We start from the raw sequence: 26,880 nt of genomic DNA on the forward strand, positions 1-26,880 counted from the left end.
GCAGGCCACGGGTCCCCGGAGCACCGAGCCCCGAACCCGCTGCGGTGTCTACCCTGGGTGCAGATGCCGGGCAGCCGCCGCCGGCCAACTCCGGCGGCCCTACGAGCCGAGGAAACCCGTGAGCGACACCCCATTCGGATTCGGCCTTCCGCCGGAGGAGCCGGAGGACGGCGACGGCAAGAAGAAGGACCCTGCCGGAGGTGGGCAGGGTTCCGGCGGCGGTCCGTCGAACCCCTTCGGGGGCTTCGGCGCGCTGCCGGGCATGGGCGGAGCGGGCGGTGACAACCCCTTCGCCGCGATGTTCGGTGCGATGAACCCGAACGACCTGGGCGCCGCCTTCCAGCAGCTCGGCCAGATGCTGAGCTACGAGGGCGGTCCCGTGAACTGGGACATGGCCAAGGACATCGCCCGCCAGACCGTGGCCCAGGGCACCTCCGACGGCACCAAGGACTCCAGTGTCGGCGCGGCCGAGCGGTCCGCGGTGGAGGAGGCCGTGCGCCTCGCCGACCACTGGCTGGACGGCGTGACCTCGCTGCCGTCCGGCGCGACCACGTCGGTGGCGTGGAGCCGCGCGGAGTGGGTCGAGGCGACGCTGCCCGCGTGGCAGCAGCTGGTCGACCCGGTCGCGGAGCGGGTCGGCACGGCCATGGGCGAGGTGCTGCCCGAGGAGATGCAGGCCATGGCGGGCCCGCTGATCGGCATGATGCGCTCCATGGGCGGCGCGATGTTCGGCCAGCAGATCGGGCAGGCCATCGGTGTGCTGGCGGGCGAGGTGGTCGGTTCGACCGACATCGGGCTGCCGCTGGGGCCGGTCGGCAAGGCGGCGCTGCTGCCGGTGAACATCGAGGCGTTCGGCAAGGACCTGGGCGTCGACGCGAACGAGGTGCGGCTGTACCTGGCGCTGCGCGAGGCCGCCCACCAGCGGCTCTTCGCGCACGTGCCGTGGCTGCGCTCGCACCTGTTCGGCGCGGTCGAGGGATACGCCCGCGGGATCACCGTGGACACCTCCAAGCTGGAGGAGGCGGTCGGCGGGCTCGATCCCTCCAACCCCGAGCAGCTCCAGGAAGCGCTTCAGCAGGGCATGTTCCAGCCGGAGGACACCCCTGCGCAGAAGGCGGCCCTCGCGCGTCTGGAGACGGCGCTGGCGCTCGTCGAGGGCTGGGTGGACGCGGTGGTGCACGAGGCCGCGAAGCCGCGCCTGACGTCGGCGGACGCGCTCCGCGAGACGCTGCGCAGGCGGCGTGCCTCGGGCGGTCCCGCGGAGCAGACGTTCGCGACGCTGGTCGGCATGCACATGCGTCCGCGCCGGCTGAGGGACGCGTCCCGGCTGTGGGCCTCGCTCACGGACGCGCGGGGCCACGAGGGCCGTGACGGGCTGTGGGAGCACCCGGACATGCTGCCCACGGCGCAGGACCTGGACGACCCGGACGGGTTCGTGCACCGCGAGCACATGGACTTCTCCGAGCTGGACAAGATGCTCGGCGAGGCGGCGGGCAAGCCGGACCTGAAGAAGAAGACGGACGACCAGGGCAGCACGGGCGCCGACGGGCCGGGCACCGACGGCACGGGCACCGACGGCACGGACCCCGAGGGCGGCAAGTGACCCTGCACGACGACGCCGTCCTCGTACTCAAGGGGTACGAGGACCAGCCGGAGCTGCGGCAGCAGTACCTGGACCACCTCTCGGCGCATCCGGACGGCATGTGGAAGGCCTGTGCGGCCGGGCATCTGACGGCCAGTGCGCTGGTGGTGGACCCGCGGCAGGGCCGGGTGCTGCTGACGCTGCACAGAAAGCTGAAGATGTGGCTCCAGATGGGCGGGCACTGCGAGAGCGGTGACGCGACCCTGGCGGACGCCGCGCTGCGGGAGGCCACCGAGGAGTCCGGCATCCAGGGGCTGACGCTGCTTCCGGTGGGCCCGGTGCGCCTGGACCGGCACCCCATTCCGGCACCCTGCCACTGGCACCTCGACGTGCAGTACGCGGCACTCGCCCCGGCGGGTGCGGTCGAGGCGATCAGCGACGAGTCGGACGACCTGCGCTGGTTCGGCTACGACGAGGTCGCGGACGTCGCCGACGGGTCGGTCGTACGGCTGATGGAACGCGTGCGCGCGGCGCTGTAGGCCGACGGGACACGAAGTAAGGGGCGGCCTCCGGGAGGCCGCCCCTTACTTGCCATACGTGAGCGCGGCTCGTGCCCAGAGACCGGGCCGGTTTCGCGACGTTGTTCCGGTGGTGGGCGTGGCTCGGGTCGGGAGGCCGGGCCTGGTTCCGGACATCGTGCGGTGGTGGGCGCGGCTCGTACCCGGAGGGCCGGTCAGCTCCAGGCGTTGTTCTGGTTCTGTCCGTGGGCGCCTTGCTGGCCGACGCCGTACTGGGCTGCCATGCCCTGGCCGACGACCGCGTTCTGCGGCGGCATGACCTCGCTGGGCTGGACCAGCACGATGCCCTGGCCGAGGAAGCTGAGTTCCCAGCCCTCGCCGGTGTTGCCGCGCCTGCGCCGTATTCCCGAGGAGTGCGTCTGCGCCTGCATCTGCACCCGCAGCGACGCCGACCAGGCGACGACGGCGTCCGCGTCGGCACTGACGTACCGGTCGGGGGTGACCTGCATCACCAGTGGCTGCCCGGAGGTCATCAGGGCGATCTTGCCGCGGCCGGAGACGTGGGTCTGGTACTTGCCGGAGCCGGAGATTCCGTACTGGCTGTCCACGGCGACGACCTCGGTGTGCAGTGCCGAGTCCAGGGCCAGCACATAGCTGCTGTCGACGGTCAGGCCGTCCTGGTCGACGTCGACGACGTGGATGTACTGGGCGAGGTTGGCGAAGAAGACGGTGCCCTGTCCCGAGCAGCGCATCAGCTCCAGACCCTCGCCGGTGTGGGCGCGGGCGCGCTGCTGCGGGTTCGACTGGTACTCGCCGTCGAACTCCAGCAGCCCCTGGTAGGCGACCATGCTTCCCTTGCGGGCGAGGACGTCGTCGTGTCCGGTCAGGGCGACCCGCAGGAGTTGCGGGTTCTGCGCGGTGTAGCGCTCGGCCGACTGCTGTTCCGTGTGGCCGAAAAGCGGGCTCTGCATGATGTTCCGTCTCCCCTCAGTGCCTGGTCCGCAGCCGGTCCGAGCTGTCCTCGCTGGGCTGTACGACGACGATCCCCTCGCCGGAGAAGGCCATCTGGTATGCCTCGCCGCTGCCGCGTCCGATCAGTGAGGACGCCTTGAAGCTGCGCTTGCCCTTCACCTTGAGGTTCGGCGACCAGGCGACGAGCGCGTCCGGGTCGACGTACGTCTCGTCCTCGCCCCGTCCGCAGTCCACGACGATCGGGGTGCCGCGCGAGGTGAGCGCGACCCAGCCGCTGCCGGAGACCTTGACGTTCCACAGGCCCTGGCCGGCGAACTTGGCGAGGCCCTTGACGCGCTCGACGCCCCACTGGAGGGACGCGTCGAAGGCGAGGAGGTTGGTGCCGTTGACGGACAGGGCGTCGTCGGCGAGGTTGATGACGACGACGTCCGCGCCGTAGTCGGCGAGGTAGAGCAGGCCGTCGCCCGAGCACTTCATGACCGGGGCGCCTTCGCCGGTGATCCACTGCGAGGCGATCTGGCGCACGGCGGGCGGGTTGGGCTCGTACTGTACGAAGCCCTCGTAGGCGACCATCGAGCCGGTACGCGCGTACAGGTCCTGGCCGGTGGCCATGGCGACCTTGACCATGGAACGGCCGTGGTTCTCCATGCGGGCCGCGACGGGTGTCGGGGCGAAGCCCGCGAGCTGCTGGTTCATTGTTCGGGCTCCCTCAGACCTCGTACGGCTGGACGACGATGAAGTTCCCGGGGGCTCCCCGGAACTGGAGGTTCACGGTCTCTCCGCTGTGGCCCGGGAACGCCTGGCGGCGCAGCCGGACCTGGCTGGAAAGGATCACCTGGGACGCCGCCGACCAGGCGACGACGGCGTTGCTGTCGGCGAAGGTGGTGGGCGTGACCGGCAGGACGACCGGGATGCCCTGCGTCTTCACCACGACCGTGCCGGTGCCGTGGAACATCATCGTGAAGAGCGCGCCGCCGGGGATGCCGTGGCCCTCGATGCGGCGGACCTCGTGCTGGAGGGTCTCGTCGAACGCGAGGACGTTCTCGGCGGAGACGCAGATCCCGTCGCCCTGGAGCTCGATGGGATGCAGGTGCGCGGCGTTCTCCGCGAAGAAGACCTGACCCGCTCCGGAGCAGCGCATCAGCTGCATCTCCTGGCCGGTGGCGTTGCCGACGACGCGGCCCTTGAATCCGGCGCCCTTGTAGCTGAAGTCGACCTTGCCCTGGTACATCACCATGCTGCCCTGGCGGGCGAGGACGGGTGTGCCGTTGTTGCCGAGGTCGACCCGCATGAGCTGCTCGTTCTGCGAGGTCCAGCGTTGGCCGGTGGGCAGCTCGCGGTACTTCTGAAGGGCGGCCTGGAGGCCGGGGGCGGCCTGCGGCGCACCGGGCTGGGGCATCCCCTGCGGAGGCATTCCCTGCGGAGGCATCGCCTGAGGGGGCATGCCCTGCGGCATGCCGTACGGCTGTTGCTGTGCGGGCGGCTGACCGTAAGGGCCGGGGGGCGCCGGCGGGTAGCCGTACTGACCGCCCTGGCTCTGGGCCTGACCGGGCGCCTGGGACGGCACCTGCCCGTACTGCTGCGGCGCGTGGGGCGGCTGTCCGTGCGGCGACGGGGCCTGTGGGTGGAGGGGAGCCGTGATCGTCTGCGCGGCGTGCACGGGCGGGGCGGCGGGCGCGGGAGCCTGTGGTGCCGGGGGCTGCGGTGCGGGAGCCTGTGGTGCGGGGGGCTGGGGCGGAGCGCCGAAGGAGGGCGCGGGCGGCGGTGCGGCCTGCGGTGCCGGGGCACCGAAGGACGGAGCCGGCTGTTGCGGGGGTGCCGCCGCCTGTGCGGGCGGGGCGAACCCGGGGGGCGCGCCCTGCGGGGTCGCGGGGGCGGGCTCCTCCTCGGCGACCTCGCCGCCGTAGTTCTTCAGCAGCGCGTCGAGACCGCCGTCGAAGCCCTGCCCGACGGCGGCGAAGCGCCACACGTCCTTGAGGTAGAAGTCCCCGAGCATCACGGCCCGCTCGGTGGTGAACTCCGAGCCGTTGAAGGAGTACCGGGCCACTTCCTCGCCGCCCGCCACGATCCGGAGGTACCCGGGAGACACCTGTGACATCTGGCCGGGGCCGTCGATGGTCGCGGTGAAGGACAGCTTGTGGATGTGGGACGGGATGCGGTCGAGGGTGACGCGGAACGACTCCGTGTCACCGGCCTGGGCACCCAGCAGCTGGAGGGACTCCTCGGGCGACTTGGGCTGGTTGAAGAAGACGAAGTACCGGTCGTCGCTCAGCTGCTCGTTCGCGTCGAGTCCGAAACAGCTGATGTCGAAGGTCAGTCCGGGAGCGCCGATCTGTACGCCTACGTACAGATCCGTCCCGGCTGTGAGGTCACTGATCTTGGCCTTGTGGCCGCGCTGGAATTCCCTGGCCATACGTAACGACCGTCCCCCGTCCCGAATGTGGATACGTCGCGTCAGGCTAACGGCAAATGCCGACACAGCGACAAGCCGGTACAGGGTCGGTACAGATCACCGCGGCGGGGCCGGTCCGAAGCCGCTCGGCGCATACGTACGGTCACTCACTGCGATCCTTGAGGAGGTGCGGGAGACGGTCGGCGGCGACCACCCCTTCGAGATAGCCACGGGCCCGTTCGGTGCGCGGATACGCCTCCAGGAGCTGCCAGAAGGACGCGCCGTGCCCGGGAACGAGGAGGTGCGCCAGCTCGTGGAGGAGCACGTAGTCGACGACGTACTCCGGCATGCCCTGGAGTCGGTGGGAGAGCCGGATGCTGCCCTCGGAGGGGGTGCAGGACCCCCAGCGCGCGTTCTGGTTGGTCACCCAGCGCACCGAGGACGGCTTGGCGCGACCCTCGAAGTACTGGGCGGAGAGCCGGTGGGCCCGCTCGGACAGATCGTCGTCGCCGAGGGTGCGCCTGCTCTCCTGGGCGGCGAGTTTGTCGAGCATCACGCCGACCCAGCGCTGCTCCTCCGCCTCCGACATCCGGGCGGGGATGAGCACGATCGTGCGGTCGCCCTCGCGGTAGGCCGAGACGGTGCGGCTGCGTCGGGCACTCCTGCGGACTTCGACGGCGAGGCGGGGGGACGGGTCGGCTGGCACGCCCCGACGTTACCCGCTGGCTGCGACGGAAGTCCTGCCTCCGCGCTGGTACGACTAACTTCCGGCCCTGTGGACAACTCTCCGTACGGATTCCGGCCGCCCGTCATTCTGAGATCACGGCGCGGAAAGCACGGCGAACGCGCCGCGCAGGGGCGGGTACGCCTGGAACACGGGAGGGGAGCACGGCCATGGACTCGCATCCGAGGGTGAAGCCCGCGCTGCGGAGGGCCTGGCGGGACCGGCAGAGCGTGCAGTTCGGGGTGACGGCGGCGCACGCGGTGGTGGTGGGGCCCGTGGACACGGCGACGGGAAGCCTGCTGTCGCTGCTGGACGGGACGCGCGGCATGCCGCTGCTCCGGGAGGAGGCGCGGGCGCTGGGGCTGCCGGACGGCCGAGTGGACACCGTGGTCGCCCGGCTGGCCGGGGCGGGGCTGATCGACGACGTGACGGCGGGCGGGGCGGCGGCGGACGCCCTGCGCAGACGCACCGCGGAGGCGGACCGGCTGCGGCCCGACCTGGCTTCGCTGAGCGTGGTGAGCCCGGAGCCGGGCGGCGGGGCGCGGCGGCTCGCTGCACGCCGGGCCGCCCGGGTCCAGGTACGCGGCGCGGGCCGGGTCGGAGCGACGGTCGCCTCGCTGCTCGCCGCGTCGGGGGTGGGGCACGTCGACGTTCTGGACGGCGGATGCGTGGAGCCCTGGGACGTGGCACCGGGCGGGGTCCCGGCCGAATCCGTCGGCACCCGACGGGCGACCGCGGCCCGGCAGACGGTACGGAGGTGGGCGCCGGGGAGAGCGCCGCGGGCGGGCTCCGGGGCAGGGCCGACGCGGGAGGGGACCGGGACGGGGCGGGAGGGGTCCGGGACGGGGCGGGAGGGGACCGGGACAGGGCGGGAGGTGTCCGGGACGGGGCCGCCTGTCGGCGCGCGGTCGCTCGGCGGGGGCGGGGCGGCGTCCGGGGCGGCGGGCCAGGACGGGGGCGGGGAGCGGTGCGGGGGCGGGGGCGCGTTGCGTCTGGTCGTGGTGGCGCCGCGGGACGGGCTGGAGGCGTACGTGCCGGACCCGGCCGTGGCCGAGGGTTGGGTGGCGTCGCGCATCCCGCACCTGTACGCGGGGGTGCTGGAGGCCACCGGGGTGGTGGGGCCACTGGTGCTGCCGGGCGGGAGCGCGTGCGCCGGGTGCATGGCGCGGGCCAGGACGGAGGCCGACCGGCAGTGGCCGAGGATGCTGGCACAGTGGCGTTCCGGGCGGCGGGCGGACGTGGGGGCCTGCGATGTCGCGCTGGCCACCGCGGTGGCGGCGCTGGCCGCCGCACATGCGCTGGCGTTCCTGGACGGGGAACTGCCGTCGAGCACGGGGACCCGGTGGGAGGCCGCGCTGCCGCTCCTCGACTGGCGGGCCGAGCGGGTCGCCGCCCACGCCGAGTGCTACTGCGGTGCTGGTGGGGAGCACCCTGGGGGTGTGGAACGGGACGTGCCATCGGGCGGCTTGAAGCCGCACGTCACAATGGCCGGGTAGGCGTCGCCGAAGGGCACTGGTCCCGGGGCCCGTGCGGCGCGGCTGTCTGGGATTTGGAGGGGCTCATGTCTGATCTTCCCCGGAAGGCGGTCACTCGTACCGCCAAGCTGGCCGCGTTGCCACTGGGCTTCGCCGGCCGGACCGCCTGGGGTCTCGGCAAACGGATCGGCGGGAAGTCCGCCGAGATCGTCGGACGGGAGCTGCAGCAGCGCACGGCGGAACAGCTGTTCAAGGTCCTGGGTGAGCTGAAGGGCGGTGCGATGAAGTTCGGGCAGGCGCTGTCCGTCTTCGAGTCCGCCCTGCCGGAGGAGGTCGCCGGTCCGTACCGGGCGGCCCTGACGAAGCTTCAGGAGGCGGCACCGCCGATGCCGACATCCACGGTGCACGGCGTGCTCACAGAACGGCTGGGCGAGAACTGGCGTGAGTTGTTCCTGGAGTTCGAGGACAAGCCGTCGGCTGCCGCGTCCATCGGCCAGGTGCACCGGGCGGTGTGGCACGACGGGCGCGCGGTGGCCGTCAAGGTGCAGTACCCGGGCGCCGGCGAGGCGTTGCTTTCGGACCTGAACCAACTGGGCAGGTTCGCACGCTTGTTGGGTCCACTGATTCCGGGCATGGACATCAAGCCTCTGATCACGGAGCTGCGGGACCGGGTGTCGGAGGAACTGGACTACGAGTTGGAGGCCAGGGCCCAGCGGGAGCACGCGGCGGAGTTCGCGGACGACCCCGACGTGGTGGTGCCCGACGTGATCCACCAGAGCGACCAGGTGCTGGTGACTGAGTGGATGGACGGCACCCCGCTGGCCGACATCATCGCGGACGGTACACAGGAACAGAGGGACCGGGCCGGGCAGTTGCTGGCGCGCTTCCTGTTCTCGGGACCGGCACGCACTGGGCTTCTGCACGCCGATCCGCACCCGGGCAACTTCCGCCTGCTGCCCGCGGACGCGGACGCGGACGGTGCGGGGGGCTGGCGGCTCGTGGTACTGGACTTCGGCACGGTGGACCGGCTGCCCGGCGGGCTGCCGGACACGATCGGCGACGCGCTGCGGCTGACGCTGGAGGGCGACGCCGACGCGGTGTACGAGATGCTCCGCCGGGAGGGGTTCGTCAAGGAGGACATCGACCTGGATCCGGGGGCGGTGCTCGACTACCTGGTGCCGATCATCGAACCGGCGCTCGCCGAGGAGTTCACGTTCACCCGTGGCTGGCTGCGGCAGCAGGCGGGGCGGATAGCCGACGTCCGCTCCCCCGCACACCAGCTGGGCAAGCAGCTCAACCTGCCGCCCGCCTATCTGCTCATCCACCGGGTCACGCTGAGCACCATCGGCGTGCTCTGCCAGCTGGGGGCGACGGTGCGGCTGCGGGACGAGCTGGAGGAGTGGCTGCCCGGGTTCGTCGCGAAGGAACAGGCGGCGGAGCAGGCCGTCGCCGAATAGGACGGACGTGCACGGGAGAGCCCCGTGGGACCGGGCCAGGAGGTCCGGCCCCACGGGGCTCTGTCGGTACGGCGTGCCCGTGGCGGTCGCTTACTGCATGACCGCCATGGCCAGCGCGCGGCGGGCGCGGAGCGACACGCGCTCCGCACGACGCTGCATGCGCCGGGCGGCGACCAGGCGCACGGCCTGGCGTTGTGCGTCGGCTTCCAGCCGACGCTCTTGCATATGGGCACGGGCCATGGCTTCTGGAATGAGTTGCATTTCGCGGGTCCTGTTCTGACGCGAGGCGTTCGCGCCGATGCTGCTTGCGGTGGAGGTTGCGGAGCCGGACGGCTCGTAGGTCGTGGGGGTCATCGGGTCCTGCTTCTGGGGATCGTGCGTGTGGGGGCGGTCGATGGGTCCTGTGCCGGTGATGTTCATGCTGCGACCGGGTTCTTGCGCGGACGGCCGCGCGGCCGCTTCCGAGCGACGACCACACCCTGGACGAACAGCTCGCCACCCCAGACGCCCCACGGCTCACGGCGCTCCTTGGCACCGGCGAGGCAGGCCTCGACCAGCGGGCAGGTGCGGCAGAGCGACTTGGCGTACTCGACGTCCGCCGGGGACTCGGCGAAGAAGACCTCGGGGTCGTACGAGCGGCAGGGGACGGGTACGCCGAGGTTCTCGATGGCGTCGTCGAGCGCGGTGAGCGCGGTGAGGGGAGTCAAGGTCGGGTCCTCCGTGAGACCGGGCGGGAGCGGTTGAGAAGTCGGTACGGACGGGGCGTGCGTGTCGAGTGGCACGGTGGTGGGTTCCTCGTCTTGTGGTGTCCGGCCTGTTGGCCGAGTGCTGGCTGGTACCGGGTGGTGCTTGGTCCCGAGGCCCCTTCGCTCCGTCCTCCCCGTTCGGGCAAAACAGAAGGGCCGCGGATCCCTGGTGGGGTTCCGCGGCCCTGAAGGTGCCGGTCCGATCATCGATCAGACTGGATCACTCCAGGGTTCGAGCCCACGGAAGGCCCACATCAGGTGGTGCTGCGTCGTCTGCGTCTTCTTCGATCCGGCACCGGCCGCCGCAAACGCATAGGCCTTGGCCTGCGCGTTCGCTACTGCTGCTTCCGGTGCCGCGGTCGGTCGCTCATTGCCCTCCCGGACGGGAAGGCTCGCCAGGGACGCCGGACGGACGGCAGAGATGCCGGACAGACCGGTGCCACGCAGCGCAGCGCCGAGAGTGCAGGTGGCGACGACCGAGCGATCGGTCATTTTGATGGTGGAAATGATGTTCGTCACGGAAAGTCGCCTCCTCTCGGCGTTCAGGGGTCCCGGCCGGAGCCGGGACGCACGTTATTCGGATAAGTACAGCACGAAAACAGGGCTTCAGAGAAGTGCCGCTGTTCCCGTGGTTAAGAACCTATGGGGCTCCCCGGGAGAAGCGCAAACTATTTTCTCGACGAGTTTCCCGGGGGCTCCGTACGGGCCTCCGCCGGTCCGCGCCCCGTACGCACCCGGCCCGTCCTCAGACGTCGTCCTGCGGCTCCCCCGGTTCCTGACCTGCGCAGAGGGCCAGGACATCGGTCCCGTAGAGCTTCGTCTTGCGGGCGCCGACGCCCGCGATCCTGGTCAGCTCGCCCTCGGCCTCCGGTCTGGCCTCGGCGATCGCCATCAGGGTCTTGTCGGTGAACACGCAGTACCCGGGGAGCCCGACCTGCCCGGCCTGCCGTTCGCGCCAGTCGTGCAGCCGCTCGTACAGGCCCTCGTCCATGTCGGAGGGGCACTCCTCGCAGCGCATCAGCTTCATCTCGCCGCCGTCGATGAGGGTCTTGCCGCACACCCGGCAACGGATCGGCCCCCGGTAGGCCCGCTTGGTCCGGCCGGGGCCGGTCGCCGACGCGACGACGGTCCCGCCCGCGGACGGCGCCCGCCCGCCCTGGCCCGCGGAGCCGGGGCGCAGGCCCTTGAGGAAGCGGCTGGGGATCCGTGAGGCGCGCCCGCCCGGCGAGCGGGCCAGGCCCCAGGACAGGTTGAGGTGCACACGGGCCCGGGTGACGCCGACGTACAGCAGGCGGCGCTCCTCCTCGATCTGCTCGTCGGTCCTGGCGTAGGTGATCGGCATCATCCCCTCGGTGAGGCCGACCAGGAACACGGCGTCCCACTCCAGGCCCTTGGCCGCGTGCAGCGAGGCCAGGGTGACGCCCTGCACGGTCGGCGCGTGCTGGGCCGCCTCCCGTTCCTTCAGTTCCGCGGCGAGTTCGGCGAGGGTGGCCTGCGGGCGGGCCGCGGCGAAGTCCTCGGCGAGGCGCACGAGGGCGGCGAGGGACTCCCAGCGGTCGCGGACCACTCCGGAGCCGGCCGGGGGGGTCGGTTTCCAGCCGCTGCCGCTGAGGACCGCCCGTACCTGGGCGGGCAGGCCCTCCACCCCGTCGAGCAGGGCGTCGTTGCCCCCGAAGCTGGCGCTGCTGCGCAACCCGTGGATCGCCTCGCGCACCTCGGGACGTTCGAAGAACCGTTCGGCCCCGCGCAACTGGTAAGGCACCCCCGCGTCGGCGAGGGCCTGCTCGTACACCTCGGACTGGGCGTTGATGCGGTACAGGACGGCGATCTCGCCGGCCGGGACGCCCGCGGCGATCAGGTCGCGGATGCGGCGGGCGGTGCCTTCGGCCTCGGCGGGCTCGTCGCCGTACTCGCGGAAGACCGGGGCGGGGCCCGCCTCGCGCTGGGAGATCAGTTCCAGTCGGTGCTCGGAGGCGCGTCCGGTGGCCGGGGCGAGGACGCCGTTGGCGAGGTGCACGACCTGCGGCGTGGAACGGTAGTCACGGACCAGTTTGACGACCGTCGCCCCGGGATGGCGGGTGCGGAAGTTGAGGAGGTGGTCGGGGGTGGCCCCGGTGAAGGAGTAGATCGTCTGGCTGGCGTCGCCGACCACGCACAGGCTGTCGCGGTCGCCGACCCACAGGTCGAGCAGACGCTGCTGGAGCGGGCTGACGTCCTGGTACTCGTCGACCACGAAGTGCTGGTACTGGCGGCGGAACTCGTCGGCGATGAGGTGCTGGTCCTGGAGGATGCCGACGGTGAGCAGCAGCACGTCCTCGAAGTCGATGACCGAGCGCGCGCTCTTGAGCTGCTCGTAGCGGGTGTAGATCTGGCTGATTTCCGATGTGCTGCGGGGGGCCTCGCGGTGGGTCTTGGCGATCGCGGCCGGATAGTCGTCGGGCACGGTCTGGGTGACCTTTGCCCACTCGATCTCGGAGGTCACGTCCCGCAGCTCGGCGCGGTCCAGGCGGATGCCGAGCAGGCCGGCGGCCTCGGAGACCAGCTGCACCTTGCGTTCGATGAGGCGGGGCAGATCGCCGCCGACGGCCTTGGGCCAGAAGTAACGGAGCTGGCGCAGCGCGGCGGCGTGGAAGGTGCGGACCTGGACGCCGCCCGCGCCGAGCTGGCGGAGCCGGCCGCGCATCTCGCCCGCGGCGCGGACGGTGAAGGTCACCGCGAGGACGCTGTTCGGTTCGTAGGTGCCCAGCCGCACTCCGTAGGCGATCCGGTGGGTGATCGCGCGGGTCTTGCCCGTACCGGCTCCGGCGAGGACGCACACCGGACCGTGCAGGGCGGTGGCGACTTCGCGCTGCTCGGGGTCGAGCCCGTCGAGCACTGCGTCGGCCGTCTCCGGTACCTGCGGGAAAAGGGAGGAGTGCGTTGCTGCTGTCACCCTGCCATGCTGCCAGGTCGGCTGGGACTGCTGCGCCGGTTGTCCACAGGGGGTGGGTACTCGTCGTACCAATGCGGGAATGCCGACCCGGTCGCGTACGTTCGAGTGACTGGTGAGTGCGGACAGGTACGGACTCACCCCAGCGAAGCAGAGGAGCAAGAGGGACATGTCGGGCACCGTGACGATGTACAGCACCACGTGGTGCGGCTACTGCCGCCGGCTCAAGAGCCAGATGGACCGAGAGGGCATCGCGTACAACGAGGTCAACATCGAGCACGACGCAGACTCGGCCGCGTTCGTGGAGAAGGCGAACGGCGGCAACCAGACCGTCCCCACGCTGCTGGTCGTGTCCGAGTCGGGCACCGAGTCGGTCATGACGAACCCCTCGCTCGCCCAGGTCAAGCAGGCGCTGGCCGCCGCCTGACCTGTTCGTCGCGTACGAGAAGACCGCCGCCCCCGGATGCCGGGGGCGGCGGTCTTCACCGTGTACGGCGGCCGTCAGGCGGCGCGGTTCGGCTTCGGGAGGGGGCTGCCGTACCAGAGCTCTATCAGGCGGGCCGCGATGGAGATGCCGTACGGCGGCAGCACCTCGCCGGACGCGAAGGCGGCGGTGAGGTCCTCCCGGGAGAACCAGCGGGCCTCCTCGATCTCCTCGCCGTCCACGTTGATCTCCGAGCTGGTGGCGCGGGCCATGAAGCCGAGCATCAGGCTGGACGGGAAGGGCCAGGGCTGGCTGGCGACGTACTCGACGTCGCCGACGACGACGCCCGCCTCCTCGAAGACCTCCCGGGCCACCGACTGCTCGATGGACTCGCCGGGCTCGACGAAGCCCGCGAGGGTGGAGAAGCGGCCCTCGGGCCAGTGCACCTGGCGGCCGAGCAGCGCCCGGTCCTGCTCGTCGGTGACCAGCATGATCACGGCCGGGTCGGTGCGGGGGTAGTGCTCCGCGCCGCAGGCCTGGCAGCGGCGGATGTGACCGGCGGCGGCGATGACGGTGCGCTCGCCGCAGCGGGAACAGAAGCGGTGCAGCCGTTGCCAGTTCTCCAGGGCGACCGCGTGCACCATGAGGCCGGCGTCCCGGGGGGACAGCAGCAGGCCCGCCTCGCGCAGCCCGGCGGGGCGCGCGGACTGGTCCATGCGGCCGGGGAGGGTGTCCTTCTGGAGGGCGAAGTAGCTGACGCCGTCGTCGTCCCGGCCCAGGAAGTAGCGGTGGGTCTCGGTGAGGGGGGCCTCGAAGGACGGCGTCATGACCAGCTCGGTGCGACCGTCGGGGGTGTCGTCGACCAGTGCCTGGCCGCCGGAGACGACGAACACACGGGTCGTCGGGTGGCTCCAGGCGGCGGCGAGCCATGCCTCGTCCATGCGGTGGTGCGCGGCGCGGTCGATGCCGCTGGGGGCGGCGAGGGCGAGCGGGCGGTCGGCGCTCACGGCGATGCCGTCGGCGCCCGTGGTGCTGCCGTGGCTCCGGCTGCTTGCGGTGCTCGTGGTGACGCCGTTGTCGGTGCTGGTGCTCACAGGTGCTTCCAACTCCCCCGGGTGGATCGGGATTCTGTTCTGCTCAGCGGTTCGGTCGGCTGGGCCGGCCCGCTCGGCCCGCTCAGCGGATCGGCTGCGCGGCGAGGTCGCCCCACAGGTACGCGGTGGTTTCGACGCCCTTGAACAGCAGGTCCAGCTCGACCTTCTCGTTGGGCGCGTGCCAGCCGTCGGACGGTACGGAGATGCCCAGGAAGAGGACGGGTGCGCCGAGCACGTCCTGGAGGTCGGCGGCCGGACCCGAACCGCCCTCTCGGGTGAAGCGCACCGGCTGCTCGAAGGCGCGGCCCATGGCCCGTACGACGGACCGCAGCGCCGGGTGGTCCAGCGGGGTCAGGCAGGGGCGGGTGGCGGCGCCGAAGGTGATCTCGTACCGGATGCCGGCCGGGACGCGGGTGGCGATCCAGTCCCGTACCGCCAGTTCGATCTTGTCGGGGTCCTGGCCGGCGACCAGGCGGAACGACAGCTTCAGGTCGGCGGAGGCGGGGACGATCGTCTTGCCGCCCGGCCCCTGGTAGCCACCGCCGATGCCGTTGACCTCGGCGGTGGGCCGGGCCCAGACGCGCTCCAGGGTGGAGTATCCGGCTTCGCCGCCGGTGGCGTGCGACTTGGCCGTGCGCAGCCACTCCTCCTCGTCGAAGGGCAGCTCGGCGAAGAGCGCGCGCTCCTGGTCGGTGAGGGGGACGATGCCGTCGTAGAAGCCGGGGACGGTGACGCGGCCGTCCTCGTCGTGCAGGGCGGCGACCACGCGGGCGGCGACGGTGGCGGGGTTGGGGACCGCTCCGCCGAAGGAGCCGGAGTGGATGTCCTGGTCGGGTCCGCGGAAGGTGATCTCGCAGTCGGCGAGGCCGCGCATGCCGGTGCAGACGGTGGGGGTGTCCTCGGACCACATGCCGGTGTCGGAGACGATCACGGCGTCGGCGGCGAGGCGCTCGCGCTGCTGCTCGACGAGCGCGCGGAAGTGGGGCGAGCCGGACTCCTCCTCGCCCTCGACGAGCAGTTTGAGGTTGACGGCGGGGGCGGTGCGGCCGGTGGCGGCGAGGTGGGCGCGGACGCCGAGTGTGTGGAAGAACACCTGGCCCTTGTCGTCGGCGGCGCCCCTCGCGTACAGGCGGCCGTCGATCGTCGTCGGCTCGAAGGGGTCCGTGTGCCAGCCGTCCTCGCGGGCGGCGGGCTGTACGTCGTGATGGCCGTAGACCAGGACCGTGGGTGCGTCCTCGTCACCGGAGGGCCATTCGGCGAAGACCGCCGGGGCGCCGTCCGTGGGCCAGATCTCGGCGACCGGGAAGCCGGTCTCCCGGAGCTTGGCGGCCAGCCATTCGGCGCTGCGCCGTACGTCCGGCGCGTGCTCGGGCTGTGCCGAGACGGAAGGGATGCGCAGCCACTCGGCCAGGTCGGCGAGGAAGGCGGTGCGGTGCTCTTCCAGGTACGTACGGACGGCGCTGTCCGGGGTGTCGCTCATGGCCTTGAGCCTAACTCTCCGGTGGGGGTGCGGCGTCCTGCGCCCGGTGCGGGCGCTGGTCGGAGGGGGTGCCGCCGGGGCCGGGGGCGGGGTCGCCGGAGAGGATGCGCTCCAGTTCCCGGCGGCCTGGGAGGTCTGCGGGGCGGACGGTCTCCCCGCTGCGTACGTACAGGAATGTGGCGAGGACCTCTTCGGGGCGCAGTCCGTGCAGCTCGGCCCAGGCCAGCCGGTAGATGGCGAGCTGGAGGGGATCGGCGGCACGGGTACGGCTGGTCTTCCAGTCGACGATCTCGTACGTGCCGGTGGCTTCGTCGCGGTAGACGGCGTCGATCCGGCCGCGGATCACCCGGCCCGCGAGGGTGAGGTGGAACCCGGCCTCGGTGCGGTACGGGGTGCGGCGGGCGTACTCGGTGCGTTCGAACGCCTCCTTGAGGGCGGCGAGGTCGCGCTCGTCGGCGATCTCGGCGTCGTCCTCGTCGCCGCCGGGAAGCTCGTCGGGGCCGAGCATGGGCAGCGGCAGTTCCTCGAAGCGGGACTCCACCCAGGCGTGGAAGCGGGTGCCGCGGCGGGCGGCGGGCTGCGGCGGCCTGGGCATGGGGCGGGCGAGCTCCTGCGCGAAGCCGTCGGGGTCGGCGGCGAGGCGCATGAGCTGGGTGGCGGAGAGCGCCGGGGGGACGGGCACGTCGCGGGTACCGGCGCGGGCCCGGCGCAGCTCGCTGGTGAGCGCGTCGAGGTCCCGGTCCCAGGAATCGACGGCGCGGGCTTCCTCGGGGGTGAGGGGGGCCGGGAGCGGGGTGGGATGGGGGTCCTGGGTCCGGTCCGGGTCCGGGGTCCGGTCCGGGTCCGGGGACCGGTCCGGGTCCGGGGCGGGGTGCGGGGTGGGGTACGCGTCCTGGGCCCGGTGCGGGGCGGGGGGCAGCCTCTGGTCCGGGGCGGGGGGCAGCCTCTGGTCCGGGGCGGGGGACGGACCCTGGTCCGGGGCGGGGTGGGCGCCGGGGGTCGGGGGCGGCGGGAGCGGGAGCGGGAGCGGGGAAAGGTCCTGGGGCGCTGACGGAGACGGCGGTGGTGACGGGTCCGGGTCCGGATGCCTGCGTGCGACGAGGGATTCGTCGTCAGGAGCGAAGGCCCCCAGTGCCTCGTGCTGCACCGCGTCGGAATCCGGGCGACGGGTCGGCAGGGCGTCCCAGTCGTCGAGTTCGTCGTGGGCCGGCCACTCCTCCGGGTCGGCCCAGGTCTCCGGTGGTGCGTCGTCCGACGCCTCTTCCGGGAGCCAGTCGTCCCCCGGCGCCGGGGGCGGGGGCGGTTCGGGCATGCCTCGCAGGGCGTCCAGGTGGCTGCGTACCAGGGTGGCCGCGCGGCGGCGGGCGGCCAGGGCGGTGTCGTCGAGGGGGAGCGGCCAGGCGCGGTCCGTGGTGGGTTCCTGGAGGGCGGGGTTGCCTTCGTCCTCCGCCGGGCGGTCCGCCCAGACCTCGATCTCGCCGAAGCCCGCCGTGCAGTGTGCGTACAGCGCCTCCAGGAACTCGGACGGGCCGCGCGGCTTCTTCTGGGAGGGGCCCCACCAGTGGCCGGAGCCGAGCAGCAGCGAACGGGGGCGGGTGAAGGTGACGTACCCGAGGCGGAGTTCCTCGGTGTGCTGGTGGGCCTTCATCCGCTCCTTGAAGAGCTTCATGCCCTTGGCGTCCCACTCCTCCACGTCGGGGAGGGTCTGTGCGTCGCCGCGCAGGGCGTGCGGCAGGACCTTGCCCTGGGAGGTCCAGGATTCGCGGTTCTGCTCGCTGGGGAAGATGCCCTTGACCAGGCCGGGTACGGCGACCACGTCCCATTCCAGGCCCTTGGACTTGTGCGCGGTGAGGACCTTGACCGTGTTCTCGCCGCCGGGGAGCGCGTGGTCGAGGCCCTTCTCGTACTGGGCGGCGGTGCGCAGGAAGCCGAGGAAGGCGAGCAGGGTGGCCTCGCCGTCGAGGGAGGCGAATCCGGCGGCCGTGTCGAGGAAGTTGTTGAGGGTTTCCCGGCGGCGGGCGGCCAGCGCCTGCGGGGAGGCGGAGAGTTCGACTTCGAGGCCGGTGGTGTGCAGGACGCGGTGCAGGACGTCCATCAGGGGGTCGGCGAGCGAGCGGCGCAGCTCGCGCAGCTCGCGGGCCAGGTGGGCGAACCGCACCCGCGCGTCCGTCGAGAACGGCAGCCCGTCGTCCGCCTGTCCCGCCGGGTCCAGGAACGTGTCCAGGGCGTCCGCGAGCGATATCACCTCGGACGGGTCGACTCCTTCCACGGCTTCCGCGAGTCTGCGGTCCGGGTCGTCGTCGGCGCCGCCGGACCGGTGCACGAGGAGGCGGGCGCGACGGCCCAGGAGGGCCAGGTCGCGGGGGCCGATGCGCCAGCGGGGCCCGGTGAGCAGCCGTACGAGGGAGGCGTTGGCGCCGGGGTCCTGGAGCACTTCGCAGACGGCGACGAGGTCGGCGACCTCGGGCAGGTGCAGCAGCCCGGACAGGCCGACGACCTCGACGGGGACGCCGCGGGCGACCAGGGCCGCCTGGAGGGCGGGGAAGTCGCCCGCCGTGCGGCACAGGACGGCGATCTCGCCGGGCGCGGTGCCGGTGCGCACCAGGTGGGCGAGGGAGTCGGCGATCCAGTCGATCTCCTCGGTGTGGGTCCGCAGGAGTGCGCAGCGAACGAGGCCGTCGCGTTCGGCGCCCGGGGCGGGGCGCAGCGCTTCGACGCCGTGGTGCATGGCGCGCAGGGGGGCGGCGAGGTCGTTGGCGAGGTCGAGCAGTCGGCCGCCGCTGCGGCGGTTCTCGCTGAGCGAGTAGCGGTCGGCGGGGCGGCCGTCGCTGTGCGGGAAGTGTTCGGGGAAGTCGTCGAGGTTGGCGACGGACGCGCCGCGCCAGCCGTAGATCGCCTGGCAGGGGTCGCCGACGGCGGTCACCGCGTGCCCGGTGCCGCCGCCGAAGAGTCCGGACAGCAGCAGGCGTTGGGCGACGGAGGTGTCCTGGTACTCGTCGAGCAGGACGACGCGGAACTCGCCCCGCAGGGCCTCGCCCACTTCGGGCAGGGCGGCGAGCTGGGCGGAGAGCGCGATCTGGTCGCCGAAGTCGAGTAGGTCCCGGGTGCGCTTCTGCTCCCGGTAACGGGCGGTCAGCTCCAGGAGTTCCCGGCGGGCCTCGGCGGCCTCGGGGACCTTGCGCAGGTCGGGGTTGGTGAGCTTGGCCCCTTGCAGGGTGCGCAGCAGTTCCGTGTCGTAGGAGCGGAGGGTCTGCGGCCGTACGAGGTGCTCGGAGAGTTCCCCGTCGAGGGCGAGGAGGTCGCTGACCAGGGCGGCGAAGGACCTGGTGAGGGCGGGGTACGGGCCGGGGGCCTCGCGCAGGACGCGGGCGGCGAGCTGGTAGCGGGTGGCGTCGGCCAGGAGGCGGGCGGAGGGCTCCAGGCCGATGCGCAGCCCGTGGTCGGTGAGGAGCTGACCCGCGAAGGCGTGATAGGTGGAGATGCGGGGTTCGCCCATGGGGTCCCCGGTGTTCGCGGACCCGGGCGGCGTACCCGGGGGCGGGGTGGCCGGGGCGATGGCGTCCGGGTCGGTGATCCCGGCGGCGATCAGGGCCTTGCGTACCCGCTCGGCGAGTTCTCCGGCGGCCTTGTTGGTGAAGGTGAGGCCGAGGACCTGGTCGGGGGCGACCTGGCCGGTGCCCACCAGCCACACGACGCGGGCGGCCATCACGGTCGTCTTGCCCGATCCCGCTCCGGCCACGATGACCTGCGGGGCGGTGGGCGCCGTGATGCACGCCAGCTGCTCCGGGGTGAACGGGATGCCGAGGAGCCGCTTGAGCTGCTCGGGGCCGGTGAGAGTGGTGGTCACCTCGAAAAGGCTATCCGCCCCCACTGACAACGCCGTCCGCAGCGTCTCTCACCAGGCACGACGCCGGTGGTGGCGGTCATTCGACAATGTGCTTGCCCTCCGGCTGGGCGCTGCACGAGGCCCGGAACGCGCAGTGCGTGCACTGCTGGCCGGTGCTCGGCGCGAACCGTTCGTCCAGTACCCGCCCTGCGGCGGTGGCCAGCAGATCGCCGACCCACTCCCCCGCCAGGGGCTCCTGGGCCTGGATCTTGGGCACGGCCTCGCCGCCGTCCTTCTTGGCGGCGGCCTGACGCAGTTGTACGAGCTCGGCGCCGCCCGGCTCGGGGCGCGCGCCGCCGAACGCCTCGTCCACGGCCCCCTCGCGGACCGCCAGCTGGTAGACGGCGAGCTGCGGGTGGTGGGCGACCTCGTCGCGGGTGGGGGCGGACTTGCCGGTCTTGAAGTCGACGACGTACGCCCGGCCCTGTGCGTCCGTTTCGACGCGGTCCATGGAGCCGCGGATGCGTACCTCGTACTCGCCGCCCGCTTCCAAGGTCACGTCGAAGCCGTGTTCGGTGGCGACGACGGTACGTCCCCCGCGGTCGGTGACGTGCCACTGGAGGAAGCGTTCCAGCGCCACGCGCGCGTGCTCCTTCTCCTGCCGGGACTTCCAGGGGGCGTCGAAGGCGAGCGCGTCCCACACCGAGTCGAGGCGTTCCATGAGGACGGCCAGGTCGGCGGGGGTGCGGCCGGAGGCGACCTCGTCGGCGAGCACGTGCACGACGTTGCCGAAGCCCTGGGCGGCGGTGGCGGGGGCGTCCGCCTTGACCTCGCGGCCCAGGAACCACTGGAGGGAACAGGTGTTGGCGAGCTGGTCGAGTGCGCTGCCGGAGAGGGCGACGGGCTGGTCGCGGTCGCGCAACGGAACCGCGCTGTGCGTCGGCTCGTTCAGGCCCCACCAGTTGTCCGGGTGGGCGTACGGAACCATCGGCTGCCCGTTGTCGTCGCTGAGGGCGGCCAGCCGGGCGAGGCGGCGGGCGGCGGCCTCCCGGAGCGCGGGGGAGGCGTCCGGGTCGACGGTGGTGGCGCGCAGTTCGGCGACGAGTGCGGAGACGGCGAGGGGGCGGCGCGGGCGGCCGGTGACGTCGCGCGGTTCGACGCCGAGTTCGTTGAGGAAGCGCGAGGGCATGTCGCCGTCGTCGGCGGGCGCCTTCACCGCGGTGACGACGAGACGCTCACGCGCGCGCGTGGCCGCGACGTAGAAGAGTCTGCGTTCCTCGGCGAGGAGGGCGCCGGGGGTGAGCGGTTCGGCCAGTCCGTCGCGGCCGATGCGGTCCGCCTCCAGGAGGGAGCCGCGGCGGCGCAGGTCGGGCCACAGGCCCTCCTGGACGCCTGTGACGACGACGAGGCGCCACTCCAGCCCCTTGGCCCGGTGCGCGGTCATCAGCCGTACCGCTTCGGGCCGTACGACGCGCTTGCTGAGGGTGTCGGCGGCGATGTCCTGGGCGTCCAGTTCCTCCAGGAAGTTGAGCGCACCGCGCCCCCCGGAGCGCTCCTCGGCGCGGGCGGCGGTGTCGAACAGCGCGCACACGGCGTCCAGGTCGCGGTCGGCGTTGCGTCCGGCGGGGCCGCCGCGCAGGGCGGACCGCTCCAGCCGGTCGGGCCAGGGGGTGCCGTCCCACAGTGCCCAGAGGGCCTCTTCGGCGGTGCCGCCTCCTTCGAGGAGTTCGCGTGCCTTGCGCAGCAGGGTGCCGAGGGTCTGCGCCCCGCGGGCGTACGACGGGTCGTGGGCGACGAGCCGCTCGGGTTCGGCGAGGGCGCGGGCGAGGAGTACGTCGGAGGGCGGCGGCACCTGGTTGCCGGCGGTGCGCTCCTCGTCGCGCAGGGCGCGGCCCAGGCGGCGCAGGTCGGCGGCGTCCATGCCGCCCAGGGGCGAGGAGAGCAGTTCGACGGCGGTCTCGGTGCCGAGCCAGGAGGGCACGAGGACGTCACCGCCGCCGGAGTCGGAGGGTTCCGGGTCCGGTCCGGTTCCCGCTGCGGGGTCCGTCGTGGTGAAGGGCGTCCTCGGGGCGTTGGCCAGGGCCGCGCGGGCGACCGCCCGCAGTGCGGTCAGCAGCGGGGTCACCGCCGGTTCGTGGCGCAGTGGCAGGTCGTCGCCGTCGATCTCCAGGGGGACGCCGGCCGAGGTGAGGGCACGCCGTACGGAAGGGATCGTGCGCCCGCCTGCGCGCACGAGGACCGCCATGTCGCTCCACGGCACCCCGTCCTCCAGGTGTGCGCGGCGCAGGATGTCCGCCACGTTGTCGAGCTCGGCGCCCGCCGTCGGGTAGGTGAAGACGTCCACCCGGCCGCCGTCGCGCAGGGCGTACAGCTCCCGGTGTGCCCGTACGGCCGCCGCGGGGAGCCTGGTGAGCGGCATCCGGCGGGTGAGCAGCCGGGTGGCGGCCAGCAGGTCGGCACCGGAGCGGCGGGAGGTGGTGAGGACCTCGACCCGGGCGGGGCTGCCGTCCGTGGCGCGGAAGGTCTGCGGGAAGTCGAGGATGCCGCCGACGTCGGCACCGCGGAAGGCGTAGATCGACTGGTCGGGGTCGCCGAAGGCCACCAGGGTGCGTCCCTGTCCGGCCAGCGCGTGCAGCAGCCGCACCTGGGCGGGGTCGGTGTCCTGGTACTCGTCGACGAACACGGCGTCGTAGGCGGAGGCGAGCCGTCCGGTCGTCGCCTCGCGTTCGGCGAGCAGCACCGCCCGGTGCACGAGTTCGGCGTAGTCGAGGACGCCCTGCATGTCGAGGACGTCGAGGTACTCGGCGAGGAAGGTCGCGGCGGCCTTCCAGTCGGGGCGTCCGGTGCGCCGGGCGAAGTCGCTCAGGGCGGCGGGTGCCAGGCCGAGTTCGCGGGTGCGGGCCAGGACGGCGCGGACCTCGTCGGCGAAGCCTCGGGTGGTGAGGCAGGCGCGGAGTTCGTCGGGCCAGCTGACGTGGGCCAGGCCGGTCTTCTCCAGGTCGATCTCGCCGGCGAGCAGCTCTCGTACCGCCACGTCCTGTTCGGGGCCCGACAGCAGCCGCAGCGGCTCGCTGAACAGGTCGCTGTCCTGGTGGGCGCGGACCAGGGCGTAGCAGAACGAGTGGAAGGTGGTGGCCTGCGGGGCCTGCCGGGCGCCCAGGCGCAGCGCCATCCGGTCGCGGAGTTCGACGGCCGCCTTGCGGCTGAAGGTCAGGACGAGGATGCGTTCGGGGCGGCCCCCGGCGGCGATCCGGGAGGCGACCGCCTCGATCAGAGTGGTCGTCTTGCCGGTGCCCGGTCCCGCGAGGACGAGCAGGGGTCCTTTGCCGTGGTCAACCACCGCGCGCTGGTGTGCGTCCAGCAGAGGGGGGCCCGTCCGCTCCGGGGCCGTCCGGACCAGTCGGTACGCGCCCGGGGACCGCCGGGGCCGCCGGTGGGAGGTGCGCGGCTGGTTCCGGGAGGTCCCCGGGGGGCCCGAGGTGGAGGAGGTGCTCACGTGGATCGCCGGTCCTGGTGGGTGGTGTGCTGGCTGCCTTGCGGCCGTGGGGGACGACCGCGCTGTACGGATGGTGCGGGACCCGGTGACAGGGGTATGGGTCCGGTACGTGGCGTGCGGGGCCGCTGGGGCGTGCGCGCCGCACGTACCGCGTGCTGCCGACGCTACGCCAGGAGGCGCACTGGACGCAGCGGCTCCGCGACGGCGGGGGTCGCGACGGCCGACGCCCCGCGCGTCCGCGCGGGGCCTCCGGGGGGCGGCGGCGGGTACTCCGTACGGTCGCCGGACAGCCCCCGGGGGCGCGCCATGGCGGAAGCTGGTCTGTGTGAGCCGTACGATCCGCCGCGCCCCGCACCCGGTCTCAGGGGCCGTCCCCGCGACCGCTTCCGGTGTCGCCGCCGGGGGCCGCACCGCCGTCCCACCTGGCCCGCCGCATGTCGAGGCGCGGCAGGTGTCCTTCGGCTGTGCGCGGGGCGGTGCGCAGGGGGGTGCTCTCGGCCCGGTAGTGCTCCAGTGCGCGCAGCTCGTGACCGGGCAGCAGGTGTCCGTCCGCGCGGACCACACGCCACCAGGGCACGGCCCCGCCGTACAGCGCCATGACCCGGCCGACCTGCCGGGGGCCGCCCTCGGTCAGCCACTCGGCCACGTCGCCGTACGTCATGACGCGGCCGGGCGGGATCTGTTCCGCGACGGCAAGGACCCGTTCCGCGTACTCGGGGAGCTCGTCGCTCACGGCAGGATCTTCGCTCATCCGGACCATCCTGCACCACGGCACCGACAGTGCGGTCCGTGCTGCGGGCACGCGCTCCGCACGCGTGGCAAATCGGGGCACAACACCCTGAGGCCCCCCTTCCCCACCGGGTCGTGCCACCATCGTCCGGGCGGTGACCGGTGAGACCAGAAGACGAAGAGACGACGACGAAGGAGCAGGACGTGCAGCCACAGCAGGCGGCAGGCGCTCCTGACGCCGTCCCGCGGCCGGATTCCGGCGGCCCTCTCGCGGAGGAGGAACTCGCGGAGACCACCGTCACGGACAGTGCGAGCACCGCCACGAGCGGTGCGACGCTCGTCTCCTCCGGGGGGTCTGCTTCCGGCTCCGCGGAGACCGACCTCCGCGACGAGGGGTACGTGGAGCGCGTCTCCGGCGACGAGCCGCTGCTCGCGGCCCGCGTGCACCGCCCCGCCGACCTCGTACGGCTGCTGACCGGGCTGCTCGGCATCGTCTGTGTGATCGCCCTGGCGGCGTTCGCGCACGGCACCGCCTCCGGGCTGGAGAAGGACATCCTGGAGGGCACCAAGCAGACCCCGGTCGTCCTTGTGCGGCTGGCCGGCCTCATCTCCAGCATCGCCGTCCTCATCCTTCCCGTCGGCTTCGCCATCGAGCGACTGATCAAACGTGACGGACTGCGGATCGCCGACGGCGTCCTGGCCGCCGTACTGGCTCACGGTGTCGCCCTCGCCACCGACCTGTGGGTGTCCGGCCCCGCGCCCGACAGCGTCCGGGAGGCACTCACCCGGATCTCCCCCGACGGCGGCAACGTCCTCACCGACCCGGTGCACGGCTACCTCGCCCCCGTCATCGCGTACATGACGGCCGTCGGCATGGCACGCAGGCCGCGCTGGCGGGTCGCGCTGTGGGCGGTACTGCTCGTCAACGCGTTCACGGTGCTGGTCAGCGGCCAGACCACACCCCTGTCGATCGTCGTCACCGTCCTGATCGGCTGGACCGTGGCCTACGCCACCCTCTACGCGGTGGGCTCCCCCAACGTCCGTCCCACCGGGCAGACCCTCCTCGCCGGACTGCGGCACGTGGGCTTCCGCCCGGTGAGCGCCATGCGCGCCGAGGAGCCCCTGGACCTCACCGACCAGGGCGACCGGGGACGGCGCTACATCGTCACCCTGGAGGACGGCCCACCGCTCGACATCACCGTCGTGGACCGCGAGCAGCAGGCGCACGGTTTCTTCTACCGGGTGTGGCGGCGCGTCACCCTGCGCGGCATCACCCAGCGGCGCTCCATCCAGTCGCTGCGGCAGGCCCTGGAGCAGGAGGCGCTGCTCGCCTACGCGGCCATCGCGGCCGGCGCGAACGCCCCCAAGCTGATCGCGACGTCGGAGCTCGGACCGGACGCCGTGATGCTCGTGTACGAGCACCTGGGCGGTCGGACGCTGGACTCGCTGCCGGACGAGGCGATCACCGACGAGCTGATGCGGGACGCCTGGCGTCAGGTGAAAGCCCTCCAGTCACGGCGCATCGCGCACCGGCGGCTCGCCGGTGACGCGATTCTGGTGGATCGTTCCGGCACGGTGATACTCACCGATCTGCGGGGCGGCGAGATCGCCGCGAGCGACGTCGTGCTGAGGATGGACGTGGCGCAGCTCCTGACGACCCTGGGGCTGCGGACGGGGGCCGAGCGGGCCGTCGCCGCCGCCGTGAAGGTGCTGGGGCCCGACAGGGTCGCCGACAGCCTCCCCCTCCTCCAGCCGATCGCGCTGAGCCGCTCCACGCGCGCGACGTTGCGCCGGCTGAGCCGGGAACGGTCGCAGCGGCACCGCGAGGCGGTGCTCGAAGCCTCGCGGCTCGCGAAGGAGGCCCGCGTCCGCGAGAGGGACGAGAAGGCCGCGGCTCCCGGCGGGCGCAAGGCGGTACGGGCGGAGAAGAAGGCCGAGAAGGAGGCCCTCGACGAGGCCACGGAAGGAGCCCGCGAGGAGGACCTGCTCACACAGATCCGCCACCAGGTGCTGCTCATCCGCCCACAGGCGCCGGTCGAGGCGGTCCGGTTGGAGCGCATCACACCGCGCACGCTGATCAGCGTGCTGGCGGGCGCCTTCGCCGCGTACATCCTGATTTCGAGCCTGCTGAAGAATCCGGTCACGGACGCGTTCGCCACCATGAACTGGGGCTGGGTCCTGGTGGCCGCCCTGCTCTCCGCGCTCAGCTACGTGGCGGCGGCGATGAGCCTGCTGGGATTCGTCCCGGAGAAGGTGCCCTTCTGGCAGACCGTGAAGGCGCAGGTGGCCGGATCGTTCGTGAAACTGGTGGCCCCGGCCGCGATCGGCGGTGTGGCGCTCAACACCCGCTTCCTGCAGAAGGCGGGAGTGCGCCCGGGACTGGCCGTGGCGAGTGTGGGCGCGTCCCAGCTGTTCGGCCTGGCCAGCCACATCGGCCTGCTGATGATCTTCGGTTATGTGACCGGAACCGAGCAGACCTCCTGGGACAACCCGTCCCGGACGGTGATCGCCGGTCTGCTGACGGCGGCGGTCCTGGCGATGATCGTCACGGCGGTGCCGTTCCTGCGCAAGTTCATCGTCACCCGGCTGCGTTCGCTGTTCGCCGGTGTGGTCCCGCGCATGCTCGACGTGCTGCAGCGGCCCAAGAAGCTGGCCACCGGCATCGGCGGCATGGTGATGCTCACCATCGTCTTCATCATGTGTCTGGACGCGTCGATCCGCGCCTTCGGGGGCAGCAGTGTCGACGATCTCAGCTACGCCCTCATCGCCGTGGTGTTCCTGACGGCCAACGCGGCCGGTTCGGCGGTGCCGACACCGGGCGGCGTCGGCGCGGTCGAACTGTCCCTGTTCACCGCGCTGACGGTGGTTGCGCAGGTGCCCCCGGACGTCGCGACCCCCGCCGTACTGCTGTACCGGCTGCTGACGTTCTGGCTGCCGGTGCTGCCGGGCTGGCTGTGCTTCAACAGCATGACCCGCAAGGGCGCGCTCTAGCCGCCCCGTCCGCACGCGCCCGGCGGCACTCGCATGGACCCCGGC

General features: G+C 72.6%; 19 protein-coding genes. 6 read left to right on the top strand and 13 right to left on the bottom strand.

The window, feature by feature from the left end:
- The first annotated feature begins 118 nt into the window (after positions 1-118).
- Complete coding sequence (locus tag ACQPZG_RS11960; RefSeq protein ID WP_433545788.1) at positions 119-1,603, top strand: zinc-dependent metalloprotease; 1,485 nt, start codon at positions 119-121, stop codon at positions 1,601-1,603.
- Positions 1,600-2,121, top strand: coding sequence for an NUDIX hydrolase (locus ACQPZG_RS11965; RefSeq protein ID WP_433545789.1), 522 nt, complete (start codon positions 1,600-1,602; stop codon positions 2,119-2,121). The genes ACQPZG_RS11960 and ACQPZG_RS11965 overlap by 4 nt, the downstream gene beginning before the upstream one ends.
- Positions 2,122-2,315: 194 nt before the next feature.
- Here the strand turns inward: ACQPZG_RS11965 and ACQPZG_RS11970 are convergent, their stop codons facing one another.
- From ACQPZG_RS11970 to ACQPZG_RS11985, 4 genes are all read right to left on the bottom strand, one after another.
- Positions 2,316-3,071, bottom strand: a complete 756-nt coding sequence (locus ACQPZG_RS11970) for an AIM24 family protein (protein ID WP_433545790.1) — start codon at positions 3,069-3,071, stop codon at positions 2,316-2,318.
- A 16-nt stretch (positions 3,072-3,087) separates the two neighbouring features.
- The gene (locus ACQPZG_RS11975) at positions 3,088-3,768 is read right to left on the bottom strand and encodes an AIM24 family protein (protein WP_433545791.1); all 681 of its coding nucleotides are present in this window, start codon (positions 3,766-3,768) and stop codon (positions 3,088-3,090) included.
- A 13-nt stretch (positions 3,769-3,781) separates the two neighbouring features.
- Entirely contained in the window at positions 3,782-5,485 is a 1,704-nt protein-coding gene (locus ACQPZG_RS11980) for a TerD family protein (RefSeq protein WP_433545792.1), read from the bottom strand.
- 142 nt (positions 5,486-5,627) lie between these two features.
- A complete protein-coding gene (locus tag ACQPZG_RS11985) occupies positions 5,628-6,170 on the bottom strand; it encodes a M48 metallopeptidase family protein (RefSeq protein ID WP_433545793.1) in 543 nt (180 codons plus the stop codon).
- A 188-nt stretch (positions 6,171-6,358) separates the two neighbouring features.
- Between ACQPZG_RS11985 and ACQPZG_RS11990 the strand changes: the two genes are divergently transcribed.
- Both ACQPZG_RS11990 and ACQPZG_RS11995 read left to right on the top strand, forming a co-directional pair.
- On the top strand, positions 6,359-7,684 hold the full coding sequence (locus ACQPZG_RS11990; protein WP_433545794.1) for a ThiF family adenylyltransferase: 1,326 nt from the start codon (positions 6,359-6,361) through the stop codon (positions 7,682-7,684).
- A 65-nt stretch (positions 7,685-7,749) separates the two neighbouring features.
- Positions 7,750-9,120, top strand: a complete 1,371-nt coding sequence (locus ACQPZG_RS11995) for an ABC1 kinase family protein (protein ID WP_433545795.1) — start codon at positions 7,750-7,752, stop codon at positions 9,118-9,120.
- A gap of 90 nt (positions 9,121-9,210) precedes the next feature.
- On the opposite strand, the gene ACQPZG_RS12000 is transcribed toward ACQPZG_RS11995, so the two are convergent.
- The 4 genes from ACQPZG_RS12000 to ACQPZG_RS12015 form a co-directional block, all read right to left on the bottom strand.
- Positions 9,211-9,540 (bottom strand): hypothetical protein, encoded by a 330-nt coding sequence (locus ACQPZG_RS12000; RefSeq protein ID WP_433545796.1) that lies wholly within the window; start codon positions 9,538-9,540, stop codon positions 9,211-9,213.
- A complete protein-coding gene (locus ACQPZG_RS12005) occupies positions 9,537-9,902 on the bottom strand; it encodes a WhiB family transcriptional regulator (protein ID WP_185032780.1) in 366 nt (121 codons plus the stop codon). Before ACQPZG_RS12005 ends, ACQPZG_RS12000 begins: the two co-directional genes overlap by 4 nt.
- Positions 9,903-10,076: 174 nt before the next feature.
- Positions 10,077-10,358: a hypothetical protein gene (locus ACQPZG_RS12010; RefSeq protein ID WP_433549368.1), complete on the bottom strand. Its 282-nt coding sequence runs from the start codon at positions 10,356-10,358 to the stop codon at positions 10,077-10,079.
- Positions 10,359-10,611: 253 nt separating this feature from the next.
- Positions 10,612-12,798, bottom strand: a complete 2,187-nt coding sequence (locus ACQPZG_RS12015) for an ATP-dependent DNA helicase UvrD2 (protein ID WP_433545797.1) — start codon at positions 12,796-12,798, stop codon at positions 10,612-10,614.
- A gap of 166 nt (positions 12,799-12,964) precedes the next feature.
- Here ACQPZG_RS12015 and ACQPZG_RS12020 point away from each other — a divergent pair, with 166 nt between their 5' ends.
- Positions 12,965-13,222, top strand: coding sequence for a glutaredoxin domain-containing protein (locus ACQPZG_RS12020; protein WP_185032776.1), 258 nt, complete (start codon positions 12,965-12,967; stop codon positions 13,220-13,222).
- Between the two features lie 74 nt (positions 13,223-13,296).
- Here ACQPZG_RS12020 and nudC read toward each other — a convergent pair whose 3' ends face one another.
- The 5 genes from nudC to ACQPZG_RS12045 all read right to left on the bottom strand — a co-directional run bounded on the left by nudC (position 13,297) and on the right by ACQPZG_RS12045 (position 23,866).
- Positions 13,297-14,232 (bottom strand): NAD(+) diphosphatase, encoded by a 936-nt coding sequence (gene nudC, locus ACQPZG_RS12025; protein ID WP_433549369.1) that lies wholly within the window; start codon positions 14,230-14,232, stop codon positions 13,297-13,299.
- A 163-nt stretch (positions 14,233-14,395) separates the two neighbouring features.
- Positions 14,396-15,793, bottom strand: a complete 1,398-nt coding sequence (locus ACQPZG_RS12030) for a dipeptidase (protein ID WP_433545798.1) — start codon at positions 15,791-15,793, stop codon at positions 14,396-14,398.
- A gap of 10 nt (positions 15,794-15,803) precedes the next feature.
- Positions 15,804-19,640, bottom strand: a complete 3,837-nt coding sequence (locus ACQPZG_RS12035; protein ID WP_433545799.1) for an ATP-dependent helicase — start codon at positions 19,638-19,640, stop codon at positions 15,804-15,806.
- Between the two features lie 76 nt (positions 19,641-19,716).
- On the bottom strand, positions 19,717-23,115 hold the full coding sequence (locus tag ACQPZG_RS12040) for an ATP-dependent helicase (protein ID WP_433545800.1): 3,399 nt from the start codon (positions 23,113-23,115) through the stop codon (positions 19,717-19,719).
- Positions 23,116-23,476: 361 nt separating this feature from the next.
- Entirely contained in the window at positions 23,477-23,866 is a 390-nt protein-coding gene (locus tag ACQPZG_RS12045) for an MGMT family protein (RefSeq protein ID WP_433545801.1), read from the bottom strand.
- Positions 23,867-24,048: 182 nt separating this feature from the next.
- Between ACQPZG_RS12045 and ACQPZG_RS12050 the strand changes: the two genes are divergently transcribed.
- Positions 24,049-26,835 (top strand): lysylphosphatidylglycerol synthase domain-containing protein, encoded by a 2,787-nt coding sequence (locus ACQPZG_RS12050; protein ID WP_433545802.1) that lies wholly within the window; start codon positions 24,049-24,051, stop codon positions 26,833-26,835.
- The last annotated feature ends 45 nt before the right edge of the window (positions 26,836-26,880 follow it).

This window comes from Streptomyces sp. CA-294286 (genome assembly GCF_050947155.1).
Classification (GTDB): Bacteria; Actinomycetota; Actinomycetes; order Streptomycetales; family Streptomycetaceae; genus Streptomyces.

Excerpts from the sequence above, each read along its gene's own strand:
- ACQPZG_RS12030 (WP_433545798.1), bottom strand. The coding sequence starts at position 15,793 with ATGAGCGACACCCCGGACAGCGCCGTCCGTACGTACCTGGAAGAGCAC.
- ACQPZG_RS11990 (WP_433545794.1), top strand. The coding sequence starts at position 6,359 with ATGGACTCGCATCCGAGGGTGAAGCCCGCGCTGCGGAGGGCCTGGCGG.
- ACQPZG_RS12020 (WP_185032776.1), top strand. The coding sequence starts at position 12,965 with ATGTCGGGCACCGTGACGATGTACAGCACCACGTGGTGCGGCTACTGC.
- ACQPZG_RS12010 (WP_433549368.1), bottom strand. The coding sequence starts at position 10,358 with ATGACCGATCGCTCGGTCGTCGCCACCTGCACTCTCGGCGCTGCGCTG.
- ACQPZG_RS11995 (WP_433545795.1), top strand. The coding sequence starts at position 7,750 with ATGTCTGATCTTCCCCGGAAGGCGGTCACTCGTACCGCCAAGCTGGCC.
- ACQPZG_RS12000 (WP_433545796.1), bottom strand. The coding sequence starts at position 9,540 with ATGAACATCACCGGCACAGGACCCATCGACCGCCCCCACACGCACGAT.
- ACQPZG_RS11980 (WP_433545792.1), bottom strand. The coding sequence starts at position 5,485 with ATGGCCAGGGAATTCCAGCGCGGCCACAAGGCCAAGATCAGTGACCTC.
- ACQPZG_RS11970 (WP_433545790.1), bottom strand. The coding sequence starts at position 3,071 with ATGCAGAGCCCGCTTTTCGGCCACACGGAACAGCAGTCGGCCGAGCGC.
- ACQPZG_RS12045 (WP_433545801.1), bottom strand. The coding sequence starts at position 23,866 with ATGAGCGAAGATCCTGCCGTGAGCGACGAGCTCCCCGAGTACGCGGAA.
- ACQPZG_RS11975 (WP_433545791.1), bottom strand. The coding sequence starts at position 3,768 with ATGAACCAGCAGCTCGCGGGCTTCGCCCCGACACCCGTCGCGGCCCGC.